The following is a 20,236-nucleotide window of genomic DNA, read 5'->3' as shown; positions in this document are numbered from 1 at the left end:
AGTCGCGAGCATGATCGCGTCGATCAGCTAACCTGTCTCTTCAGCCGTTGAGTGAATTGATGCCATCAGTCAAGCATGCCTGGTTTACAATCTGCTCCGCGAACTATCTCGCTTATGCGAAAACCTTGTTCGCCTCTCTCAATACGGCGGACCCAAGGGCCGGCAAGTGCTTCTTTCTCGTTCTTGTTGATGACCAGCTGCCCGATGATGTGGCTGCTTCGCTTGAGTTTCCGGTCATTCTAGCCAGCGATCTTGGTATTCCGGAATTCTGGGACATGGCCTTCCGCTATTCGGTGATGGAGCTCAACACCGCCGTAAAGCCGGCCGCCATCCTTCATCTGATGGAGCGCGGCTTCGATCGCGTGACATATCTCGATCCGGACATTTTTGTTGTCAAACCCCTCAAACACGTTTGCAAGGCTCACGATGACGGCGCCGATGTTGTGCTGACGCCTCATTCAACGGTGCCGCTTGAGGACGGGCTTGACCCGGACGACCTGCGGCTGATGCGGACAGGTGCCTACAATCTCGGCTTTGGGTCGTTCTCATCGGCGACGTCCTCTCGCAGGCTTCTGGAGTGGTGGCACCGCCGCATGCTGGCAGATTGCCGGGTCGATCTTGAGAATGGGTTGTTCGTGGACCAGAAGTTCATGGACCTGGCGCCAAGCTATGCGGACCGGACCACGATCCTGAGGCACCCCGGATACAATGTTGCCTACTGGAACCTGCCCTCTCGGCCTGTATCGCATGCGGGTGGCAAATGGGTTGTGAAGGGCGGCGATCTACACTTCTTTCACTTCAGCGGTGTCGTGCCAGGTGACCCCACAGTTTTCTCTAAACACCAGAACCGCTTCGGGGTCGACGATATCGGGGACCTGAAGGACCTGCTCGAGACCTATCTGGGCAAATTGGCAGAGCACGGACACAATGAATTCAAGGATCTGCCCTACAGTTACGCCACCTACACCGACGGTCAGCCGATTCCCGGCCTGGCTCGCAGAGTGTATGCCGACGCTCTTCCGCCGTCAGCCGTCGAACGCGACATTGCATTTGCTCCAGACTTCAGTCTGCTGGAAGAGCCGGCCGATGACATGCAGGGCGGTCGCCTGCCAATCAGTCGCGCGATGAGCCGTATCTGGAAGGAAAGGCCGGATCTCAGCCGTTCATTCAGCATCGCTGACGCCGCGGGGCGGCGGGCGTTTTGCGTCTGGTTTCTGAGTGCTGCTGAGCGCGAGTACGGACTGCCTCCAGCCGCCTACGAGTCCGTTCGAACGGCTATCTCTGCCGATCATGCGTTGGCGGCGAATGGTGCTGAAAGCTCATCGGTAACACGCTGGTTTGCACGAGCTGTAATCGGGCAGCAGAGCCGTCTGAGGACAGCTTACCGCAAGCTTCCACACGACGTGCGCGTCAGAATCCGCGACGTGTTGATCCGAAAGGCCTCGGGTCACGCTGCCCGGGGCGCGCAAATCGCGGCGGGCGAGCGGACTGACAGGTCGCTGCAACCCGGCCTTGGCCTTTTCGGGTACTTCAGCGCGGTCAGCGGTGTCGGCGAAGGCGCACGCCGCATGGCGCGCGTTCTCGATGAAGCCGGCATCAAAACGACGTTGCATCCCTTAAGAACGAATGGCCATGCGTCCGAGGCGGCGGTCCTTCCGGGTGACGTCACGCACGGCGCGTCACCTTTCAACTGCCTTCTCTTCCACGTGAATGCCGACCAGATCCAGGTGAAGCTCGACGAACAGCCCGCAGAATGGCTGCGTGGACGCTACCGGATTGGCTATTGGGCGTGGGAGCTGGCGAAGTTCCCGGACACATGGCGCACGGCGCTCGACTATGTCCATGAAGTCTGGGTGCCGTCGGAGTTTGTGAAACAGTCCGTTGCGGCGAAGACAACGAAGCCGGTGAATGTCGTGCCACACCCGATTCCGAAGCGGCGTGACTCCGGAGAGAGCCGCGTCGGCTTCAGCTTGCCCGCAGACCAATTCCTGTTCCTGTGTTCCCTAGATCTGAAATCCTTCATGGCGCGAAAAAATCCGCTTGCCGCCTATGAAGCGTTTCGAAGGGCCTTTCCCGATACCGACGCCCGCAGCGGTCCGCGTCTCGTGGTGAAGCTGCATAGCGGGCTGGAGCAGAACGAAGCCGAACGCCAGCTGGTCACCCAGCTGCAGGTGGACGAACGCGTCATCCTGATCGATGTCCCGTTGAGCAATGAGCGGTATGCCGCCCTGCAGCGCCTGTGCGACGCCTATGTTTCGCTACATCGCTCGGAAGGCTTCGGCATGAACATTGCTGAGTGCATGCAGCTGGCAAAACCGGTTATCGCAACCGACTATTCCGGAAATCGCGACTACCTCAAGCCAGAATACGGCTATCCTGTAAAGTATGAGCTCATTCCGGTTCGACCAGGAGAGTATCCACAGTCGGAGGATCAGGTCTGGGCGGATCCCGATCTTGGTCACGCCGCCGAACTCATGCGCCACGTCTACACCAATCAGAAAGACGCTCAAGGTAAGGCGAAAATTGCGAAAGCCTTTATCGAGCGTGAATACTCAATCTCCCGGGTCGCCCAAACGGTCAGGGGCCATTTCGAGCGCATTCAAGCTGACCAGGCGGCTGCAGCAAAAGGCTGATCGCGATAGTGATCCCTGACCCGACATTCTCAAAAGCTGACCGGAGCCTCGTGGAATGTCGTCAGTTTCCCGGATTTTGTGCCCAAAACGAGAATGTGCCGTTTCCTCGAACGTCCGCGGCCGATCTCGAAGACATAAGTACCGCGATTGCTCTCAATATCGGCATGGCAGATATTGATGTCCTGAGCGATCCGCCTTTGTCCGGCGCCGTTGAGGCACTCCCGGAACTTGTCCGGCGCTCGATGTCCGATATACGTCTTTCCATCTCCGATACTGCTAGACCCGAAGATTTCAACGCTGTCGGCGAGCGAAAGCATCTGCGTGGCGTCGCCGGTCTTCAAATAGTGGTGAAATATCTCAAAGCATTTCTGTGCAGCCATTTCTCCATTGCCCCCGGGTACTGGAATTGCGCCTCACGCTTCGTGTTTACCAAGGGCAGACAAAGTTTTAAAGCGATTAATAGCCGGGAATGCCAATCAACGTCGCATTGTTCGGATCAATACCAGAAGCGCTAAAAATTATTTCAGTGTCAACCGATTACACACGAAAGACACTGGGGCCGGGGAGAATCGATCAATTGGTGCTGAGGTTCTACAAGTAAGAGAAGCGGACTTCTATCATAGGTCGGCTTCCGGTCCGTTTGATGAAACAAGCGAAGTGAATTTGTGAATTGTCCGTGTGGCTGGCCATCTGTGAGACAGCACCCCGACGAATCCAGATTCGTAGCCCAAACGGAATATCCGATTATGCAATTCATCGACCTTCAGGCTCAGCGCGCGCGGATCGGTGACAAGCTAAATGCCCCATTGCGGGCGTGCTCGAGTCGGGCATATTCGTTATGGGCCCGGAGGTCGCGACCTTCGAGAAGCAGCTGGTTGAGTTCTCAGGCGCGAAACATGCGCGTGGCGGCGCCAACGGCACAGACGCGCTGGCTCTGTCGCTGCTGGCTTGGGGGGCATCGTGCGGGCGATGCAGTGCTCTGCCCGTCCTGTACCTTCTGCGCGACCGCCGAAGTCATTCCGTGTCTCGGCGCCACCCCGTTCTTCGTCGATGTCGAGCCGGACACGTTCAACCTGGATGCCGACCATCTCGAAACCTCGATCGAACAGGTCATCAACGAGCGCAAGCTCGCCCCGAAAGTCATCATTGCGGTCGACCTGTTTGGCTAGGCGGCGGAACATCCGCGCCTGCGTAAGATTGCTGACAAATACGGCCTGAAGCTTGTCGCCGACAGCGCGCAAGGCTTCGGCACGACAATCGGCGGCAAGCACCCGTCAGACTGGGCCGACATCGTCACCACTAGTTTTTTCCCGGCTAAGCCGCTTGGCTATGGTGATGGGGGGCTGTCGTCACCAATAATGCTGAGCTTGCCGAACGAATCGCTTCCCTGTGCGTCCACGGCAAGGCGACCGCTTCCGACAAGGACGGCGCGAGCTTCGAGCATAAGCCGAAGTATCTGAATATGCGCGTCGGCATTAATTCGCGTCTACTCGATTTATGCAGCGACCCTGATTGAGAAGCTCGCTATCCTTGCCAACGAGATCGAGAAGCGGAACGCGATTGCCGCGCGCTACAATGAGCTGCTCGCGCCGTATGTCATCTTGTTGCCCAACTTGGACGACAGCATTATGTGCACCTGGGCGCAGCAAACGATTGAGCATGCCAACCTCGACGGCCTGCTGGCGCATCTGAGAGGCTAGGGCGTTCCGAGCGCGGTCTAGTATCCTTTGCCGATGCACACCAATGTCGCTTATCGCGACTTCCCGACCGGTCCAGGCGGCCTGCCCAAAACGGAGAAGCTTGCAAGCGCCATGATGTCCCTGTCGGTGCATCACTATCTCTCGGAGGTCGACCAAGACCGAATCGTCCAGGACGTCGCCGCCTTCAAAAACTAGTTGGACGAGAGAACATCGATCAGTTCCACCTCGAAATTCAGGTCAGCATTCGGCGGTATGCCGGCCGGGTGCCCGCGTTCCCCGTAGGCGATATCGGACGGCACATGCAGCAGCCAGTGATCGCCGGGCCGCATCATCGAAAGCGCTTCCTTCCAGCCGGGGATGACCCCGCTGGCCGAGAACATGATCGGCTCGCCGCGCTGGTAGGCGCTGTCGAAAACCTCGCCGGACTCGGCAAACCGGCCCTCATAGAGGACCACAACTGTATCACTCGGGAGCGGTTTTGCGCCGTCCTCCGGGCCGCTTTCGAGGACAACGTATTCGAGGCCTGAATCGGTTTTCTGCACGTCTTCATGGCTGGAGTCCCAAGGCGTGTACTTGTCCCAGGCCGCCTCATCGGCGGGCTTTGGTACAAACACCTTTTCCAGCTTCACCCGGAAGATGAGGTCGTCGCCCGGCTTGATCTTGCTGCCTGGGCGCGGGTTCTGGCCGTAGCCGATCTCGGAGGGAATGTAGAACACATACTCATCGCCCTCGGACATCAGCTGCAGGCCCTGCGTCCAGCCGGGGATAACCTGGCCGACACCGAAAATGGCCGGCTGGCCGGTTCCGAAGTTTCCATCGAACACGGTGCCATCCGTAAGCCGGCCTTCATAGAAAACCTGGACCGTTGAGGATATGCCGGGCGATGCGCCATCTTCCGGGCCTTCCTCGACCACGACGTATTGCAGGCCGTTCTTCGCCTCCTGGACATCCGCGCGATCGGGATCCCATGGGAAGAAGCTGTCGAAATCAGTGCTCGGTGAACCACCGCAGGCAGCGAGCGTCGCGGCGGTCAGGGCGAGGGCGAACGTGCGGAGAGCTTTCATAGTGAGGTCCTGTGATAGCCGCGTCTTGGGGGTCAGTTTCGTCTCGGCGGATAGCCGGCCTGGGCCAGCGCGTCGATGATTTCCTGCGTGTGCTGGGCATCTCGCGTTTCCATCAGGATGTCGAACTCGGCACCTTTGGCGGGCACATCGAGCGCGATCCTGTTATGGGCGACTTCCATGATGTTTGCGCCATTGTCGCCGATGATCTTCGAGACCAGTGCCAGCAGGCCAGGGCGGTCGTCGCCGATGATGCGGATATTGGACAGGCGCTTTTCCCGCACCAGCGCGCGCGTCAGAACAGAGGCGAGCAGGCGGGTATCGATATTGCCGCCACAGAGGATTAGGCCGACGCGTTTGCCGGTGAACTTCGCCGGGTGCGCCAGCATAGCGGCAAGGCCCGCGGCACCAGCGCCTTCGGCGATCGTCTTCTCGACGTCTGCAAACAGGGTGATCGCGCGCTCAAGGTGCTCTTCCTCGGCCAGCACAATTTCGTCGACAAGCGCACGAACGACCTTTTCCGTCAGGTGGCCGGGCTGCTTTACGGCGATGCCCTCGGCGATGGATGCGCCGCCGGACTTCGTTTCGCTGCCCTTTATGGCAGCATACATGCTTGGATACATCGCGGCCTGAACGCCGATCACCTTGATGTCCGGCTTCAGCGCTTTTGCGACGGTGGCGCTGCCTGAAATCAGGCCGCCCCCGCCGATCGGCACGACGAGCATGTCGAGATCCGGCCCATCCTCGAACATTTCGAGGGCCGCCGTGCCCTGCCCGGCCATTATGTGCGGATCGTCAAAGGGATGGATGAAGGTCAGGCCCTCGCGCTGGCGAACGGTTTCGGCATAGGCCTTCGCCTCGTCGAACGTATTGCCCTCCAGCAGGACGCGGGCCCCGAAGGCGCGGGTGTGCTCGACCTTGTTGAACGGCGTGGTGACGGGCATCGTAATGGTAACCGGAATGCCGAGGCGCCGGCCATGATAGGCGACCCCTTGCGAATGGTTGCCGGCAGAGGCTGCGATAACCCCGGCCGCCTTTTCCGCATCGGTCAGGCGCGAAAGCTTGTTCAACGCGCCGCGTTCCTTGAAGGAGGCGGTGAACTGCAGGTTCTCGAACTTGATCCAGACCTCGGCGCCGGTGATCTCCGACAAGGTGCGCGACTTGCGCAGCGGCGTGCGCTCGACCTGCCCTTCCAGGACGCGTGCGGCATCGCGGACATCGTCCAGGCTTATCGGCAGTTTTTCGCTCATCGCGCAGAGGTCCCGTGTTGATCGCGGCGCACCCTATTGAGCCCGGTTCCCAAGGGCAAGCGGTAGTTGTGGACTTGCTGCGGGAGGCGCTCTTGTCTATTCGCGAGGCACGCGAAACAACAGGACTCAGCCCATGTCGGATCTCAAGCTCGCCCCCTACGGAATGTCGATTGGCGAAGGTCACCCGATGGTCGTCATGGCAGGGATGAACGTTCTGGAAAGCCGCGATCTGGCCCTGCGCATCTGCGAGCATCTGAAGGGCGTCTGCGACAAGCTTGGCCTGCCCTACGTCTTCAAGGCGAGCTTCGACAAGGCGAACCGCTCCTCGATCAGTTCCTATCGCGGGCCGGGCCTCGAGGAGGGGCTGAAAATCCTCGCCGACGTGAAAGCCGAATTCGGCGTGCCTGTGATCACCGACTATCATACGCCCGAACAGGCCGCCCCGGTGGCCGAGGTCGCCGAGATCATCCAGGTGCCGGCCTTTCTCTGTCGCCAGACCGACCTTGTCGTGGCCGGGGCCGAGGCGGTGAAAGCGCGCGATGGCTGGCTGCACGTCAAGAAGGCGCAGTTCCTCGCGCCCTGGGACTGCAAGAACATCATCACCAAGGTCGGCGAGGTCACCGGGCCGAAAAACCCGACCATTCTTTGCGAACGCGGCGCCTCTTTCGGGTACAACAATCTCGTCGTCGACATGCTGGGCATCCCGGTGATGAAACAGCTCGGCGTTCCGGTCACCATCGATGCGACCCATGCGGTCCAGCTGCCGGGCGCCGACCCGCGCACGGCTGGCGGATCGACAGGCGGACGGCGCGAGGGCGTGGCGGTCATTGCCAAGTCAGCCGTGGCCGCCGGCGCTGACGGGGTCTTCCTCGAATTCCACCCCGACCCGGACAAGGCCCTCTGCGATGGTCCGAGCTGCCTGCCGCTTGAGGGCGCCGAGCCGCTGCTGCGCACACTAAAGACGATTCACCAGGCCATCCGCGCCTAGAACCAGCGCCTGCGGCCGCACACCCTTCCGGAAGTGCGGCAAGTGCGGTGTGATTGTCGAAGCGATCAGCTGGAATCGAACCAGGCCTTGAGCGCCGGGTTCAGCAGGTCTGGCAGGGCGCCCGCGACGAGCGCGGCCCGTGCGGGCTGCCGGTGCAGCCGGTCTTCCGGCCAGCAGAAGGGCGCCAGCTCCCCAGATTTTCGCGCCGCCCGCAGGCGCCTTGCCATATGACGGGCCGCGCGCTCCGGATCCTCCAGAAGTGCCATGAGGGTCTTCCAGCGGTATAGAAGCGGTATGATTTCAGTCTGATTCCGGGCCTGGCTTTCCGGCCTGTCCACCCATGGGTCGAGAAAGCCGGACGGCGCGCACTCAGCCGGCAGGTATTGGAAGCCGCGAGGCGCGCGCAGACCCGTGCGGGTCTCCTGGTCTCGTGGCGCGGGCGCGGCGGCGGGCGCAAGCTCGACCTCAAGCGCGAGCAGGACAAGCAGCCGCCGGATGAGCCGCTCGGCGAAGGCAAGGCTCGCCCGGAGCTTGCGGGCCGCTGTGCGGGTGATCGTCTCGGGCCGCAGATGAAGCTTCGCACGCGCAGCCGCGTCAGCCAGCAACTCCGAAGCCGCCTCCAGCCCCTCCCCGCAAAATCCACCCATCCGGTTCATGGCGGGAAGTATAGGGCGGGGTGTCTGAGGGTGGGATGGATGGTGTTCATGGTCAGGCCATGCTGGGTCGTTCAGCCCCCGTGAACAGGGTGATAGGGAAAAAACGGACGATACCAAGCGCATGGGTCAGTTGAGTTAATTCGTTCTAGCGACTCTCGGCTCGCAACCTAACCCGTTTGAAACTCATCATCCTTAAGTTGCTTCACTGGGCAATAAGGACGTTGATATGGCAGAGTTGAACGCCATCGCTCCCTCAAAGAAAGAGCGTGTGATGGATGCCGTCCGGACGGCAGGCGTTGATGTTTCTGATTGGGCTAACTTCAAGGGCGGCAATGCCAAGGCAGCTGTAAATCCAAAATACTGCTACGAATGGGCATTTATCGAACCAAGCCGAGTGGTCGTACTCAACTTATGGCACACCAACAACCAACTCGTTGACGGTCGTGTAATTCAGAAAAATAATTTCCGGCGAGATGAAGCCAATTATCGCTCCTGGGGCAAAGGCGTGTGGGCAAAGCGCGCCCGAAAAATAGATGACGCGCTTCAGCAGGCGGTATCAGACAACCTGCCAGTGCGCGTAATCTTACTTGATGGGAAAATGCGGGACCGCCTTGATGCCGACGCGACGCGTTCAGAAGTAACTTTCCGCCAGCTTGATCCCGAACTTTGGACGATTACCAGCTATGATTTCGCCACTGGCGAAAACACAATCGCTAGGGGCATCACAACTGACAAGTTTGTAGATCAATTTTCCATCGATCAGATCGACAAAGGTAGTCCAGATCGACGGGATGTTACAACGTCTGCATTCGTTCGAGACCCGCAGGTGAGGCGCGATTGTTTAAGAAGAGCGCAAGGTCGTTGCGAGAATTGCGGCAGTCAAGGCTTCAAGACGCCGAGCGGAGCTTTGTATCTGGAAACCCATCATATTCAGCCTTTAGCCGAAGGGGGGGCAGACACCTTATCCAATGTGATAGCCCTTTGTCCGAACGACCACCGGAGAGCGCACTACGGTTTAGACACATTGGATTTTCGTGACAAACTCTACGCTGCTATTGAAAGTAAATGACTCCGGCACTTTAAGGCGTCGTCCAACTCGCACTTTTTCTTATACCTCGTGAACGGGACAGGGCCTTCTGGGAACTGCATTTAGCACTACCTGCGAGGTAGCACTCTGGGTGCCTACTTTCGCAGGCACCTGCGGAGAGGAGGCGACACTCCTGTCGTCTTCCCGGACGCGAAGCGATCCGGGATCCAGAAAATACCGGCTCGATCCTGCGCTGGGTCCCGGTCTTTCGCTTTGCGAAAACCGGGATGACGGACAACAATTTCGTTTCCAAGTGAACCAAGCTGACCGCAGACCCCTGCGGGGAAGTGGCCTGCCTAAGCCACTTCCGTTTCGGTTGCCCTTAGCGCCTCAACCCCTTCATAGGCGTCGTGCTCGGCGACGATATGGCCGGGGGCGACGGTGATGAGTTTGGGGTCGTATTGCTCGGCGTCCGGATCGTCGATGATCACCGATTTCAGGAAGCGCAGCGGCGAGCGCCGGTCGAGCGGGGAGGGCAGGTCGCCGCGCAGCTTGATGCGCTCCTTGCCGCGCTCGAATTCCGGGTCCGGTGTCGGCACCGCCGATATCAGCGCCTTGGTATAGGGGTGGCGGGCATCCTCATAGATCGCGGTGCGCCCGGCGACTTCCACCACCTTGCCGAGATAGAGCACCATGACGCGGTGGCTGATCTCGCGAACCACCGACAGGTCGTGGCTGATGAAGATCATGGCGAGGCCGAACTCCTTCTGCAGCTCGATCAGCAGGTCGACCACCTGCGCCTGGACCGACACGTCGAGCGCGGAGACCGCCTCGTCGCAGATGAGGAGTTTGGGGCGCAGGATCATGGCGCGGGCGATGCCGACGCGCTGGTTCTGGCCGCCGGACAGCTCGTGCGGATAGCGGTTGATCAGCCCCGGTGACAGGCCGACCCGCGGCAGGAATTCCTTCACCAGCTTCTCGCGCGCCGCCTTGTCCAGCTCCGGCTTGTGCACGGTGAGCGGTTCGGCGATGGACTGGCCGATGGTCATGCGCGGATCGAGCGAGGCGAGCGGGTCCTGGAAGACGATCTGGAGATCGTCGCGCAGGCTGTTCATTTCCTTGCGGTCCGCATGCGTGATGTCGCGTCCCATCCAGGCGACGCTGCCGGCCGATTGCGGGACGAGCTTCAGCACGGCACGCGCCAGCGTGGACTTGCCGCAGCCCGACTCGCCGACAACGCCCAGCGTCTCGCCGGGGCGCAGGTCGAAGGACACGCCATCGACGGCGCGCAGCATCTTCGTCTTGCCGAACAGCCCGCCGCCGACATTGACCGGGAAGGTCACCTTCACGTCGCGCGCCTTGACGATGGGCTCGACGGAGTCGTCCGGCGCCGGGCCGAGTTGCGGGCGGCCCTCGCGGTTTGGCTGGTCGATGCGCGGCACGGCGTTGAGCAGCATCTTCGTGTAGTCGTGGCTCGGCTTGTAGAAGATGGTGTCGCTGGTGCCGGTCTCGACGATCTCGCCATCCTTCATGACGACGACGCGGTCGCACATGCGCGCAACGACGCCCATATCGTGGGTGATCAGGATGATGCCGGTGCCGGTCTCTTTCTTCAGTTCGAACATCAGGTCGAGCACCTGCGCCTGGACGGTCACATCGAGCGCGGTTGTCGGCTCGTCGGCGAGCAGCAGTTTCGGGTCGCAGAGCATGGCGATGGCGACCATGACGCGCTGGCGCATGCCGCCGGACAGCTCGTGCGGGAACTGTTCAAGCCGGCGGCGCGCTTCCGGGATGCGCACCTGTTCCAGCCAGTCGATGCAGCGCTTGGTCGCTGCCTCGCCCTTGAGGTCCCGGTGCAGCGCCAGCACTTCGCGCATCTGCGCGCCGACGGTCAGGTGCGGCGTCAGCGAGGTCAGCGGATCCTGGAAGATCATCGACATCTGCGCGCCGCGCACCTTGCGCAGGACCGATGGCTTGGCGCCGACCATCTCCACGCCATTGAACTTGATCGATCCGGTGACGGTGCCGTTGTCGGCGATCAGCCCCATGGCCGCGAGCGCCGACTGGCTCTTGCCCGACCCGGACTCGCCCACAATGCCAAGGCACTCGCCTGGCGAGACATCGAAACTCGTCCCCTTGACCGCATTCACGGTGCCGTCCGGCGTGTCGAAATCGATCTTCAGGTCTCGGACGGAAAGGATTGGGTCGCTCAATTGGGATGATCCTGTTGTCGTTGAAGAATTCCAGCCGGTATCGGGCCCGACAGGCCGGGCCAAGTCAACAGGCAGCACCAGTCACCGGTAGCGAAGGCCGCGCAGGCCGGCACTTTCATAGATCGCGTCGATCGCCTTCTGCTGGCGCAGGATGATGTCACCTTCCGTCGGCAGCGGCGCGCCGGTTTCCAGCGCTTCGACGATGGCGGCGAGCTGCCAAGTATAGGTCGAGATCGGGCTGATCGGGGCGTCTTCCTTCAGCCTGTTGTCGGCATCGAGCAGTTTCAGCGACCCGCCTGTATGTGGGGCGAGCGGATTGTTGAAGCGGATGTACCCCTTGCTGCCCTGGATATCGAGATGGGCCTCGAATGGCTGGCCGCCTGCCATGCTTGTCGTGATGGAGATGCGGGCGCCGCCGGCATCCAGGGTCGCTGTCAGCCGCTCATCGACGCCGCGCCGGGTCAGCACAGCCTCGGCATCGATGGGCTCAATATTGCCCCCGACAAGGTTCAGCAACCAGTTCAGCGGATAGCAGCCGAGATCCATCATCGCGCCGCCACCGGTGTCCGGCAGCTGTCGGATTTCGTTATCGCTGTCGCGAATGGCCACGGAAAATTCCGCGTCGACCGCCTTGATGTCCCCGATCCGTCCTTCGGCGATCCAGTCCAGGCATTGCTGGAAGGCCGGGTGGTAGCGATAGTGGAACGCTTCGATGACGCGCTTTCCGCTCTTATCAGCGGCCGCAAGCATGGCCCGCGCTTCGTCGGCGTTCATCGCGAAGGGTTTCTCGCACAGGACATGCTTGCCCGCTTCCAGCGCCTTGATCGTCCACTCGGCATGGAGATTGATCGGCAGCGGATTGTAAATGAGATCGATCTCGTCGCTCGCGATCAGGCTCTCATAGCTGTCGAAGACTTCTTCCACGCCATGCGCGCCGGCGAACTGGCTGGCGCGTGCGCGGTCGCGGGCGGCAAGGCCGCGCAGTGAGCATCGCCCGACAATATGCGCCGGCCGGCAGACCGCCTTGGGCGTGATGCGGGCTGCGCCGAGAAGGCCTATTCTGAGAGTCGGGGACATGGGCGGGCGGTCCTGGCCGGAATATCGCTGATCTCGGCGAACCTGAACACACCGCACAGGGTAATGGCAAGTTGACGCACGCGTCACGCTTGCTTTCCGCCTCCCTGCCATCCTACTGAGTGACTAACCAGCAGACCAAGGCGAGGATCCCATGCCCGTAATGAACTTTCTGAACACCTGCATCTTCGACCATGGCGCGATCCAGAAGCTGCCAGGCGTGCTGCGGGCCAATGGCGTCAGCAAGCCCTTCATCATTACAGATCCGGGTATCAAGGATGCGGGCATTCTGGCGACGGTCCTCGGCGCGATCGGCAGTGAGCCGGGCGGGGTTTTCTCCGACACGGTGGCCAATCCGACCGAGGATCAGGCGATCGACGTGACCGAGCGCTACAAGGACGCCGGCGCGGATGGCATCATCGCGCTGGGCGGCGGGTCGAGCATGGACCTCGCCAAGGCGGTTGGCCTGCTGGCGAGCCATGGCGGGAAACTCGAGACCTATGCGGCCGTGATCGGCGGAGCCAAGCTGATCAAGAAACTGCCGCCGCTGATCGCCGTTCCGACCACCGCCGGCACCGGCTCTGAAGTCTCGATCGGCATGATCACGACGCTGAACAATGGCCGCAAGGAAACCTTCGCCTCTCCCAACCTTGTCCCCACCGTCGCGATCTGCGACCCGGACCTGACTTTCGGCCTGCCGAAAATGATGACGGCGGCGACCGGCATGGACGCGGTGACCCACTGCATCGAGGCCGTCCTCGTGCCAATGTCGAACCCGCCTGCCGAGGGCATCGGCTATGATGGCCTGACCCGTGCGGTCGGTGATGGCTGGCTGCGCCGCGCCGTCGAGGACGGGTCCGATCCGGATGCGCGCTGGAACATGATGATGGCATCCTATGAGGGCGCGCTGGCCTTCACCAAGGGGCTGGGCAGTGTCCACGCCCTGTCGCACGCGGCCGGACGCCTGCATGAAAAACGCCTGCACCACGGCACGCTGAACGCGATCTTCCTGCCGCACCTCCTGCGCTTCAACGAGGGCGCGGCGGATGACAAGTATGCCCGCCTGCGCTTTGCCATGGGCCTCAAGGAAGGCGCGAGCCTTGCCGACGCCATCCAGCGCCTGAACAGCGATATCGGCATCCCGTCGACGCTCAAGGAGATCGGCCTTGAAGCCTCCGACGGGCCGGGCGTGGTGGAATATGCACTCGCTGACCTGGCCCACCGGACCAATGCCAAGCCCGCAACCAAGGAAGACTATGAGCGCATTTACGAAGCCGCGCTCGGCTAGGCTTGCAGCAGGCTTCTGACCGATGCATCGCAGGCCGGGCGCCAGTCCGGCATCGGCCCGGTCAGCTCGTCTGCAAGGCTTGTGTCCAGCACGACGCCATTGGCGCGCCGGGCCGGAGTCTTGAACGCTGAGCCCGGCACCGGTTCCATCTTCGGGGCCGGCCCGCCCAGCCTGGCCGAAGCCGCGAAAATCTGCTCGGCCCATTCCAGCCGGTTGACCGGGCCGGGCGATCCAAGGTGCAGGACGCTCGGCAGGTCGCGGCCCTCGGCCATCATGCCGGCCAGCTGGACCAGCTTCCGGGCCAGCGCGTCGAACGGGGTCGGGCGGCCATACTCATCGTTGACGAGACGGAGCGTCTCATGTTCGCGGCCGAGTTTCAGGATCTTCGCGACGAAGCTCATGCTGTCATTGCCGAACAGCCAGCTGACGCGGGTGACAAGGTGGCGCCCGCCGGCCGCGCGCACCTGGATCTCGCCTTCGAGCTTGGTTTCACCATAGACCGACACCGGCGCGGTGGCCGCCTTTTCCCGGACCGGCTTCGATGGATCGCCCTTGCTGAAGACGAGGTCGGTCGAGACATGGATCAGCGGAATGCCCGAGACGGCAGCGAGCCGGGCCAGCAGGCCGGCGCCGTCGGCATTGATCCGCCGGGCAAGCTCCGGCTCGGACTCGGCGGCATCGACATTCGTGAACCCTGCCGTGTTTATGATCAGGCGGGGCATCATTTTTTCGATGGCGCCGGCCGTCTTCGCCGCGTCGGTGATGTCCAGCCTGTCACGGCCGGGCGCGGTGCACCCAAGCGCGCCGAGCGCCTTGCCGAGCCGCCCCTGGCCACCGGCGACGAGTATGCGGTCTGGCTCGATCATGGCTGGTAGGTGAAAGGCGTTTCGAGTTTTGCAAGGCCGGGCCAGGTGAAGTCCCGCCCTGACATCACGACATCGTCGGGCCGGGGCCAGGCGATGGCGAGGGCTGTATCGCACCATAACAGCCCGCCCTCGCTTTCTGGCGCGTAATGGGCCGTCACCTTGTAGGATACCAGCGTGTTGGTGGTCAGCGTCTGGTAGCCATGGGCGAACCCCGCCGGCACATAGAGCAGATGGCTGACATTGGCGCTGAGGCGCACAGAGGCGCTCTGCCCATAGGTGGGCGAGCCTTTGCGGATATCGACAAAGGCATCGAATATCTCCCCCCGGAGGACCTGTACCAGCTTGGCCTGCCCGTTCGGCGGCGCCTGGAAATGCAGGCCGCGCGTTGTGCCGGGGGCGGCTGAGAAGGCCTGGTTGTCCTGCACCCAGGTTTCGGCAGGAAGCCCCGCCTTTTCCCAGTCCCGCAAGCTCCAGGTTTCGCTGAACCAGCCCCGCTCGTCGCCCGAACGCTTGACCGTGACCAGGGCCGGACCGGGGATGGAAAATGTCTCGACAGATTCGATTGGCATGTCGCTTGATTGCCTTACGCTCTCATCAGGTCAATGGCAGGTTGCAATAGGCGGCGCGATCTCGCTAAAGGCTGGTCTAGGCCGAATTGGGAATCCTTGTTCATGTCAGTAGAAATCAAGCCCGTGGTTCTTTGTGGTGGCAGCGGCACCCGGCTGTGGCCGTTGTCAAAGCCCGATCATCCCAAGCAGTTTTTGAGCCTTCTCGGCGAAGAGACCATGCTTGGCATGACACTCGACCGCGTCCGGCAAAGCGCGCTGGATGGCCTGTCTTTTTCGACCCCGCTCGTGATCGGCTCGCAGCGCCATGGCGACCTTATCGACAAACTGGCAAGCAGCGCCGAGATCCTGCTTGAACCGATGGGGCGGAATTCGGCCGCGCCGGTTGCGGCCGCCGCGTTCGCAAGCCAGCCGGACGAGCTGCTCCTGGTCCTCCCGGCCGATCATGACATTGCCGACGTCGATGCCTTTCATCAGGCGCTGAGCAAGGGCGCCGCCGCCGCCAGCGACGGCTCGGTCGTCACGTTCGGGATCATCGCGGCGACACCGGAGACGGGCTATGGCTATATCGAGGCGGCGAGCAGCGACGGCGCGGTCATCGATGTTGTCCGCTTTGTCGAGAAGCCCGACCGCCCGACCGCCGAGACCTATGTCGCCTCCGGCAAGTTTTTCTGGAATGCCGGCATATTCCTGTTCCGGGCGGGCGACATGCTGGCGGCTTTCGAGGCCCATGCCCCGGACATACTGGCCAGCGTGAAAGCAGCCATGCCGGACGCGTTCAATGGCCGGTCGGATGCGCGCAAAGGGACGCTTGGACAGGCCGCGTTCGACACCTGCCGGTCGGAATCCATCGACTATGCCATCATCGAGCACCACCGCGACCTGAAAGTGGTTCCCGTCGATATGGGCTGGAGCGATATTGGCGATTTCCGTGCCCTGTGGGAACGCTCGCCGAAGGATGAAAATGGCAATGTCATCATCGGGAATGTCACCGCCGTCGATTGCCGCAACTGCTATATCCGCGCTGAAAACAGGACGATTTCCGTCGCCGGGCAGGACAGTACCGTCATGGTTGCAACGGCGGATGATTTCATGATCTGCGACATGAATTCCGTCCAGTCTGTAAAAGCGCTTGCGAAGGCCTGACAATCGGCGCTACGCCGTAGCGGTCGGCTTTTCCTCTCCGGGGAATAGCGGTGAAGTTGAAACTGATCAGGTGAAGGCCTGACGGGAAGGTCGCGTATGAAGCTGCTGATCACTGGTGGAGCCGGATTCATCGGATCCGCGCTTGTTCGGCACGCAATCGCCTGCGGCCACGACGTGCTCAACGTCGACAAGCTGACCTATGCGTCCAATCTCAACAGTCTCGCCAGCGTGCGCGACGATTCGCGCTACCGTTTCCTGCAGGCCGATATCTGCGACGGACCCGTGATGCGCAGGGCGATTGCCGACTTCCAGCCCGATATCGTTTTCAACCTTGCGGCGGAAACCCATGTCGACCGGTCGATTGACGGGCCGGATGATTTTATCCGCACCAATATTGGCGGCGTGCATACGCTGCTGGAAGTCTGCCGGGAGGCGATGGCGGCCGCGCGCCTGCCGGGAACCTTCCGCTTCGTGCAGGTGTCGACCGACGAAGTGTTCGGCTCGATTGAGTCCGGCTGCTTCGACGAGACCTCGCCCTACCGCCCGAGCTCGCCCTATTCGGCCTCGAAAGCGTCGGCGGACATGCTGGTGCAGGCCTGGACGAAGACATTCGATTTCCCCGCGATCATCACCAATTGCTCGAACAATTACGGGCCCTGGCAGTTTCCCGAGAAATTCATCCCGACCATCATTTCAAAGGCTGTCCGCGGCGAACCTGTTCCCGTCTATGGCGACGGGCAGCAGGTGCGCGACTGGCTGTTCGTCAACGATCATGCCGAAGCGCTGCTCCTCGCCGGGGAGACGGGGCGCACAGGCGAGGTCTACTGTGTTGGCGGCGGGACAACCATGCCCAATGTCGAGCTGGCGCGTCTCGTCTGCGACCTGGTTGACCGGCATGGTGCGGGCGCCGCTGGCAAGCCGAGCCGGGAGCTGATCACCTTTGTCGATGACCGGCCCGGGCATGACAGGCGCTATGCCATCGACCATGGCAAGATCACCCGCGAGCTGGGCTGGCAGCCGGCCAGCGACCTGGAGCGCGGGCTGGCCGTCACCGTTGACTGGTATATGGCCAATCGCGACTGGTTGAACCGGCTGGCGGCCTCCGGCCAGGCCGGGCAGCGCCTTGGCGTTATCAAGGGAGGCCTGGTTTGAAGGGCATTGTCCTGGCGGGCGGAAACGGGACCCGGCTCCACCCCCTCACGCGTAGCGTCTCGAAGCAGCTGATGCCGGTCTATGACAAGCCGATGATCTACTATCCGATCAGCGTCCTGATGCTGGCCGGCATTACCGACATCCTGATCGTGACCAAGGAGGAAGACCAGTCGGCCTTCAAACGCCTTCTCGGTGACGGCTCCGAGTTCGGCGTGCGTTTTACCTATGCCATACAGGACAAGCCGCGCGGCCTCGCCCATGCGCTGATCGTGGCCGAAGAGTTTCTCGACAATTCACCCTTCGCGCTGATCCTTGGCGACAACATTTTCTACGGCCACGGCCTTCCGGAGCTGCTGGCGAAGGCGACGCGGCTGGAGACCGGGGCGGAGATCTTCGCTTACCAGGTGGCGGACCCGACGCAGTATGGCGTGGTGTCTTTCACCGCCGACGGACAGGTGCTCAGCATCGAGGAGAAGCCGCGCAAGCCGCAATCGGACTATGTGGTCACCGGGCTGTACTTCTATGACAGCTCGGCCGTCTCGAAGGCAAAGTCGCTGAAGCCTTCGGCGCGCGGCGAGCTTGAGATTACGGACCTCAACAAGCTCTATCTCGAGGAAGGCACGCTGAAGGCCAATCTGATGGGGCGCGGCTATGCCTGGCTCGATGCCGGCTCTCACGACTCCCTGCTGGAGGCCGGCCAGTTCATCGCCTCGATCGAGGAGCGACAGGGCATGAAGATCGCCTGCCTCGAAGAGATCGGCTACCGGCTCGGCCTTATCTCCGACGCGCAGCTATTGCGGCAGGCCCGGGCGCTCAAGAACACCAGCTATGGCGCCTATCTGGAGAAAATTGCCCGCTCGGCCTCGTAGGCCGCCCGGACCGGTCAGATCACGCCGCTCGCGAGGCAGTCATGCACATGCAGCAGGCCGAGCGGCTTGCCGGTGTCGTCGACAATGAACAGCGCGGTGATCCGGTGCGTACTCATCATCGACAGCGCTTCGGCCGCGAGCGCCTGGTGAGACACCACGCGCGGATTGCGCGTCATGATGCTGTCCACTGACTTCTCATTCACCGACTCGCGGAAATGACGGCGAAGGTCCCCGTCCGTCACGATGCCGACAAGGCGGCCATCATCGCCGATCACGCCGACACAGCCAAAGCCGGAGGTCGTGATGATGTCGACAGCGTCCTCGACCCGTGCATCGGGCCCGCAGAGCGGCATTTCGGTATGGTGCATCAGGTCGGTGACCCGTTTCAGCGACGCGCCGAGCTTGCCGCCCGGATGGAAGGTGTGGAAGTCGTCCGCGGTGAAGCCCTTGCTGCGCAGGATGCAGACTGCCAGGGCATCGCCGAGCGCCATCATCAGCGTGGTCGATGTGGTCGGCGCCTGCGTGACCATGCAGGCCTCGGCGGCCTTCGGGATGATCAGGCAGACATCGCCGGCCCGCGCGAGCGTCGAGTTTGCATTCGCCGTCATCGCGATGAGCGGAATGTCGAACCGGCCCGCATAGCCGAGAATGTCGCCCAGCTCGGCGGTCTCGCCGGAATTCGAGAGGGCGAGGACCACGTCGTCGGTCGAGATCATGCCGAGGTCGCCATGGCTGGCTTCGGCAGGGTGGACATAGCTCGCCTTGGTGCCGGTCGAGGCCAGCGTCGCGGCGATCTTGCGCGCGACATGGCCGGACTTGCCCATGCCGGTGACGATCACGCGGCCGCGGACATTGGCGCACAGCTCAACGCTCTCGCGCACCGCCCGCGCCAGCGGCGCATCCGCATCGTCCAGCGCCTTTACCAGTTCGCGCATGCCGGTCATCTCGGTTTCGAAGACCTCTATCGCGACCGTGCGGACGGCGTCTTCCTGCGGAACCGAATTCTTGGACATGGCGGGTCTCTGGCAGAGTTGAGTTGACGAGCTTCGCCTAGCCCAATCGCTTCAGACCTCCAACCCCCGAGCCGCCGCGATGGCTGCTCGGGAGAGGTCTTTGCGGGCCCGCTCAGCCCGTCTGGACGTCCGGGCCGACCGGCATGAAGTAGATATACGGCGTCGCCGGTTCGACACCGGGCGGCACCGTCCCTGGCATGGCTTCGCCTTTTTCGCCCAGCGAGACGAGATAGGCATGCACGGCCAGAAGATCGGAATCGCTCATCCGGTTGACGGTCGTCCAGGGCATGGGCGGCAGGCCCTGGCGGGTATGCATCATCTCGACCCATTCTTCCGGCGTATAGGCGGCGGCAACAAGGCGCAGATTGTTGGCGTAGGAAACGCCCCACGGCCCCTTGAAGCCGACGGGAACACCGAGCAGCTGGTCGTCTGCGGCGATCTGCCCGCCGCTTTCGGGCCAGCCGGCGGTATGGCAATCCTGGCAGCCGCCGAGTTCGACGAGGTAGCGGCCGGCTTCGACCTGGTTTGCGGCGACGATGTGCGGCGCCGAGGCGGTTTCGGTCACCACATCGGCCGAGGTTTCGAGGGAGCAGGCCGCCAGGCCCGCCAGGCATGTTGTAAGAAAGATCCTGCGGATCATTTGACGTCTCATATCTATGAACGCCGGTTGATGGCCGGACCAGCGTCGATTGTGGGTACAATCTGCGGCCGGCCCCCGCATCGTTTATCGATAT

17 protein-coding genes and 1 pseudogene are annotated in these 20,236 nt (G+C 62.0%); 8 read left to right on the top strand and 10 right to left on the bottom strand.

What is annotated here, in order from left to right; genetic code table 11:
- Positions 1-59 precede the first annotated feature (59 nt).
- Positions 60-2,633 (top strand): glycosyltransferase family 4 protein, encoded by a 2,574-nt coding sequence (locus D1227_RS07305; RefSeq protein WP_119404387.1) that lies wholly within the window; start codon positions 60-62, stop codon positions 2,631-2,633.
- A gap of 29 nt (positions 2,634-2,662) precedes the next feature.
- Here the strand turns inward: D1227_RS07305 and D1227_RS07300 are convergent, their stop codons facing one another.
- Positions 2,663-3,013, bottom strand: coding sequence for a hypothetical protein (locus tag D1227_RS07300; RefSeq protein ID WP_119404386.1), 351 nt, complete (start codon positions 3,011-3,013; stop codon positions 2,663-2,665).
- Between the two features lie 366 nt (positions 3,014-3,379).
- Between D1227_RS07300 and D1227_RS20455 the strand changes: the two are divergent.
- Positions 3,380-4,528: pseudogene (locus D1227_RS20455) on the top strand (DegT/DnrJ/EryC1/StrS family aminotransferase).
- On the opposite strand, the gene D1227_RS07290 reads toward D1227_RS20455, so the two are convergent.
- Positions 4,525-5,397: an FKBP-type peptidyl-prolyl cis-trans isomerase gene (locus tag D1227_RS07290; protein ID WP_119404385.1), complete on the bottom strand. Its 873-nt coding sequence runs from the start codon at positions 5,395-5,397 to the stop codon at positions 4,525-4,527. The pseudogene D1227_RS20455 and the gene D1227_RS07290 sit on opposite strands and share 4 nt — an antisense overlap.
- Positions 5,398-5,429: 32 nt before the next feature.
- A complete protein-coding gene (locus D1227_RS07285; protein ID WP_119404384.1) occupies positions 5,430-6,644 on the bottom strand; it encodes a threonine ammonia-lyase in 1,215 nt (404 codons plus the stop codon).
- A gap of 133 nt (positions 6,645-6,777) precedes the next feature.
- On the opposite strand from D1227_RS07285, the gene kdsA reads away from it, so the two are divergent.
- Entirely contained in the window at positions 6,778-7,632 is an 855-nt protein-coding gene (gene kdsA / locus D1227_RS07280; protein ID WP_119404383.1) for a 3-deoxy-8-phosphooctulonate synthase, read from the top strand.
- Positions 7,633-7,697: 65 nt separating this feature from the next.
- On the opposite strand, the gene D1227_RS07275 is transcribed toward kdsA, so the two are convergent.
- Positions 7,698-8,288, bottom strand: a complete 591-nt coding sequence (locus tag D1227_RS07275) for a hypothetical protein (protein ID WP_147373279.1) — start codon at positions 8,286-8,288, stop codon at positions 7,698-7,700.
- Positions 8,289-8,514: 226 nt separating this feature from the next.
- Here D1227_RS07275 and D1227_RS07270 point away from each other — a divergent pair, with 226 nt between their 5' ends.
- Complete coding sequence (locus D1227_RS07270) at positions 8,515-9,357, top strand: HNH endonuclease (protein ID WP_119404381.1); 843 nt, start codon at positions 8,515-8,517, stop codon at positions 9,355-9,357.
- 314 nt (positions 9,358-9,671) lie between these two features.
- On the opposite strand, the gene D1227_RS07265 is transcribed toward D1227_RS07270, so the two are convergent.
- Together D1227_RS07265 and D1227_RS07260 are read right to left on the bottom strand one after the other, a co-directional pair.
- Entirely contained in the window at positions 9,672-11,528 is a 1,857-nt protein-coding gene (locus tag D1227_RS07265; RefSeq protein WP_233349657.1) for an ABC transporter ATP-binding protein, read from the bottom strand.
- Positions 11,529-11,609: 81 nt separating this feature from the next.
- Positions 11,610-12,605, bottom strand: a complete 996-nt coding sequence (locus tag D1227_RS07260) for a Gfo/Idh/MocA family protein (RefSeq protein WP_158586597.1) — start codon at positions 12,603-12,605, stop codon at positions 11,610-11,612.
- Positions 12,606-12,765: 160 nt separating this feature from the next.
- Between D1227_RS07260 and D1227_RS07255 the strand changes: the two genes are divergently transcribed.
- Complete coding sequence (locus D1227_RS07255) at positions 12,766-13,890, top strand: iron-containing alcohol dehydrogenase (protein ID WP_119404379.1); 1,125 nt, start codon at positions 12,766-12,768, stop codon at positions 13,888-13,890.
- Here D1227_RS07255 and D1227_RS07250 read toward each other — a convergent pair.
- Together D1227_RS07250 and rfbC are read right to left on the bottom strand one after the other, a co-directional pair.
- Entirely contained in the window at positions 13,887-14,756 is an 870-nt protein-coding gene (locus tag D1227_RS07250; RefSeq protein WP_158586596.1) for an SDR family oxidoreductase, read from the bottom strand. The genes D1227_RS07255 and D1227_RS07250 overlap by 4 nt on opposite strands.
- The gene (gene rfbC, locus D1227_RS07245) at positions 14,753-15,325 is read right to left on the bottom strand and encodes a dTDP-4-dehydrorhamnose 3,5-epimerase (RefSeq protein WP_119404377.1); all 573 of its coding nucleotides are present in this window, start codon (positions 15,323-15,325) and stop codon (positions 14,753-14,755) included. Before rfbC ends, D1227_RS07250 begins: the two co-directional genes overlap by 4 nt.
- 102 nt (positions 15,326-15,427) lie before the next feature.
- Here rfbC and D1227_RS07240 point away from each other — a divergent pair, with 102 nt between their 5' ends.
- The 3 genes from D1227_RS07240 (at position 15,428) to rfbA (ending at position 18,489) form a co-directional block, all read left to right on the top strand.
- On the top strand, positions 15,428-16,468 hold the full coding sequence (locus D1227_RS07240) for a mannose-1-phosphate guanylyltransferase (protein WP_158586595.1): 1,041 nt from the start codon (positions 15,428-15,430) through the stop codon (positions 16,466-16,468).
- A 96-nt stretch (positions 16,469-16,564) separates the two neighbouring features.
- Entirely contained in the window at positions 16,565-17,620 is a 1,056-nt protein-coding gene (gene rfbB / locus D1227_RS07235) for a dTDP-glucose 4,6-dehydratase (protein WP_119404375.1), read from the top strand.
- On the top strand, positions 17,617-18,489 hold the full coding sequence (gene rfbA, locus D1227_RS07230; protein WP_119404374.1) for a glucose-1-phosphate thymidylyltransferase RfbA: 873 nt from the start codon (positions 17,617-17,619) through the stop codon (positions 18,487-18,489). Before rfbB ends, rfbA begins: the two co-directional genes overlap by 4 nt.
- A 14-nt stretch (positions 18,490-18,503) precedes the next feature.
- Here rfbA and D1227_RS07225 read toward each other — a convergent pair whose 3' ends face one another.
- Both D1227_RS07225 and D1227_RS07220 read right to left on the bottom strand, forming a co-directional pair.
- A complete protein-coding gene (locus D1227_RS07225) occupies positions 18,504-19,502 on the bottom strand; it encodes a KpsF/GutQ family sugar-phosphate isomerase (RefSeq protein WP_119404373.1) in 999 nt (332 codons plus the stop codon).
- 112 nt (positions 19,503-19,614) lie between these two features.
- On the bottom strand, positions 19,615-20,142 hold the full coding sequence (locus tag D1227_RS07220; protein WP_119404372.1) for a cytochrome C: 528 nt from the start codon (positions 20,140-20,142) through the stop codon (positions 19,615-19,617).
- Positions 20,143-20,236 lie beyond the last annotated feature (94 nt).

It is taken from the genome of Henriciella mobilis (assembly GCF_003576315.1).
Classification (GTDB): domain Bacteria; phylum Pseudomonadota; class Alphaproteobacteria; order Caulobacterales; family Hyphomonadaceae; genus Henriciella; species Henriciella mobilis.
The sequence above is the reverse complement of the archived record's forward strand: the minus strand, read 5'-3'. Positions and strand labels throughout refer to the sequence as shown.

Excerpts from the sequence above, each read along its gene's own strand:
- D1227_RS07305 (WP_119404387.1), top strand. The coding sequence starts at position 60 with ATGCCATCAGTCAAGCATGCCTGGTTTACAATCTGCTCCGCGAACTAT.
- D1227_RS07300 (WP_119404386.1), bottom strand. The coding sequence starts at position 3,013 with ATGGCTGCACAGAAATGCTTTGAGATATTTCACCACTATTTGAAGACC.
- D1227_RS07290 (WP_119404385.1), bottom strand. The coding sequence starts at position 5,397 with ATGAAAGCTCTCCGCACGTTCGCCCTCGCCCTGACCGCCGCGACGCTC.
- D1227_RS07285 (WP_119404384.1), bottom strand. The coding sequence starts at position 6,644 with ATGAGCGAAAAACTGCCGATAAGCCTGGACGATGTCCGCGATGCCGCA.
- kdsA (WP_119404383.1), top strand. The coding sequence starts at position 6,778 with ATGTCGGATCTCAAGCTCGCCCCCTACGGAATGTCGATTGGCGAAGGT.
- D1227_RS07275 (WP_147373279.1), bottom strand. The coding sequence starts at position 8,288 with ATGAACCGGATGGGTGGATTTTGCGGGGAGGGGCTGGAGGCGGCTTCG.
- D1227_RS07270 (WP_119404381.1), top strand. The coding sequence starts at position 8,515 with ATGGCAGAGTTGAACGCCATCGCTCCCTCAAAGAAAGAGCGTGTGATG.
- D1227_RS07260 (WP_158586597.1), bottom strand. The coding sequence starts at position 12,605 with ATGTCCCCGACTCTCAGAATAGGCCTTCTCGGCGCAGCCCGCATCACG.
- D1227_RS07255 (WP_119404379.1), top strand. The coding sequence starts at position 12,766 with ATGAACTTTCTGAACACCTGCATCTTCGACCATGGCGCGATCCAGAAG.
- D1227_RS07250 (WP_158586596.1), bottom strand. The coding sequence starts at position 14,756 with ATGATCGAGCCAGACCGCATACTCGTCGCCGGTGGCCAGGGGCGGCTC.
- rfbC (WP_119404377.1), bottom strand. The coding sequence starts at position 15,325 with ATGCCAATCGAATCTGTCGAGACATTTTCCATCCCCGGTCCGGCCCTG.
- D1227_RS07240 (WP_158586595.1), top strand. The coding sequence starts at position 15,428 with ATGTCAGTAGAAATCAAGCCCGTGGTTCTTTGTGGTGGCAGCGGCACC.
- rfbB (WP_119404375.1), top strand. The coding sequence starts at position 16,565 with ATGAAGCTGCTGATCACTGGTGGAGCCGGATTCATCGGATCCGCGCTT.
- D1227_RS07225 (WP_119404373.1), bottom strand. The coding sequence starts at position 19,502 with ATGTCCAAGAATTCGGTTCCGCAGGAAGACGCCGTCCGCACGGTCGCG.
- D1227_RS07220 (WP_119404372.1), bottom strand. The coding sequence starts at position 20,142 with ATGATCCGCAGGATCTTTCTTACAACATGCCTGGCGGGCCTGGCGGCC.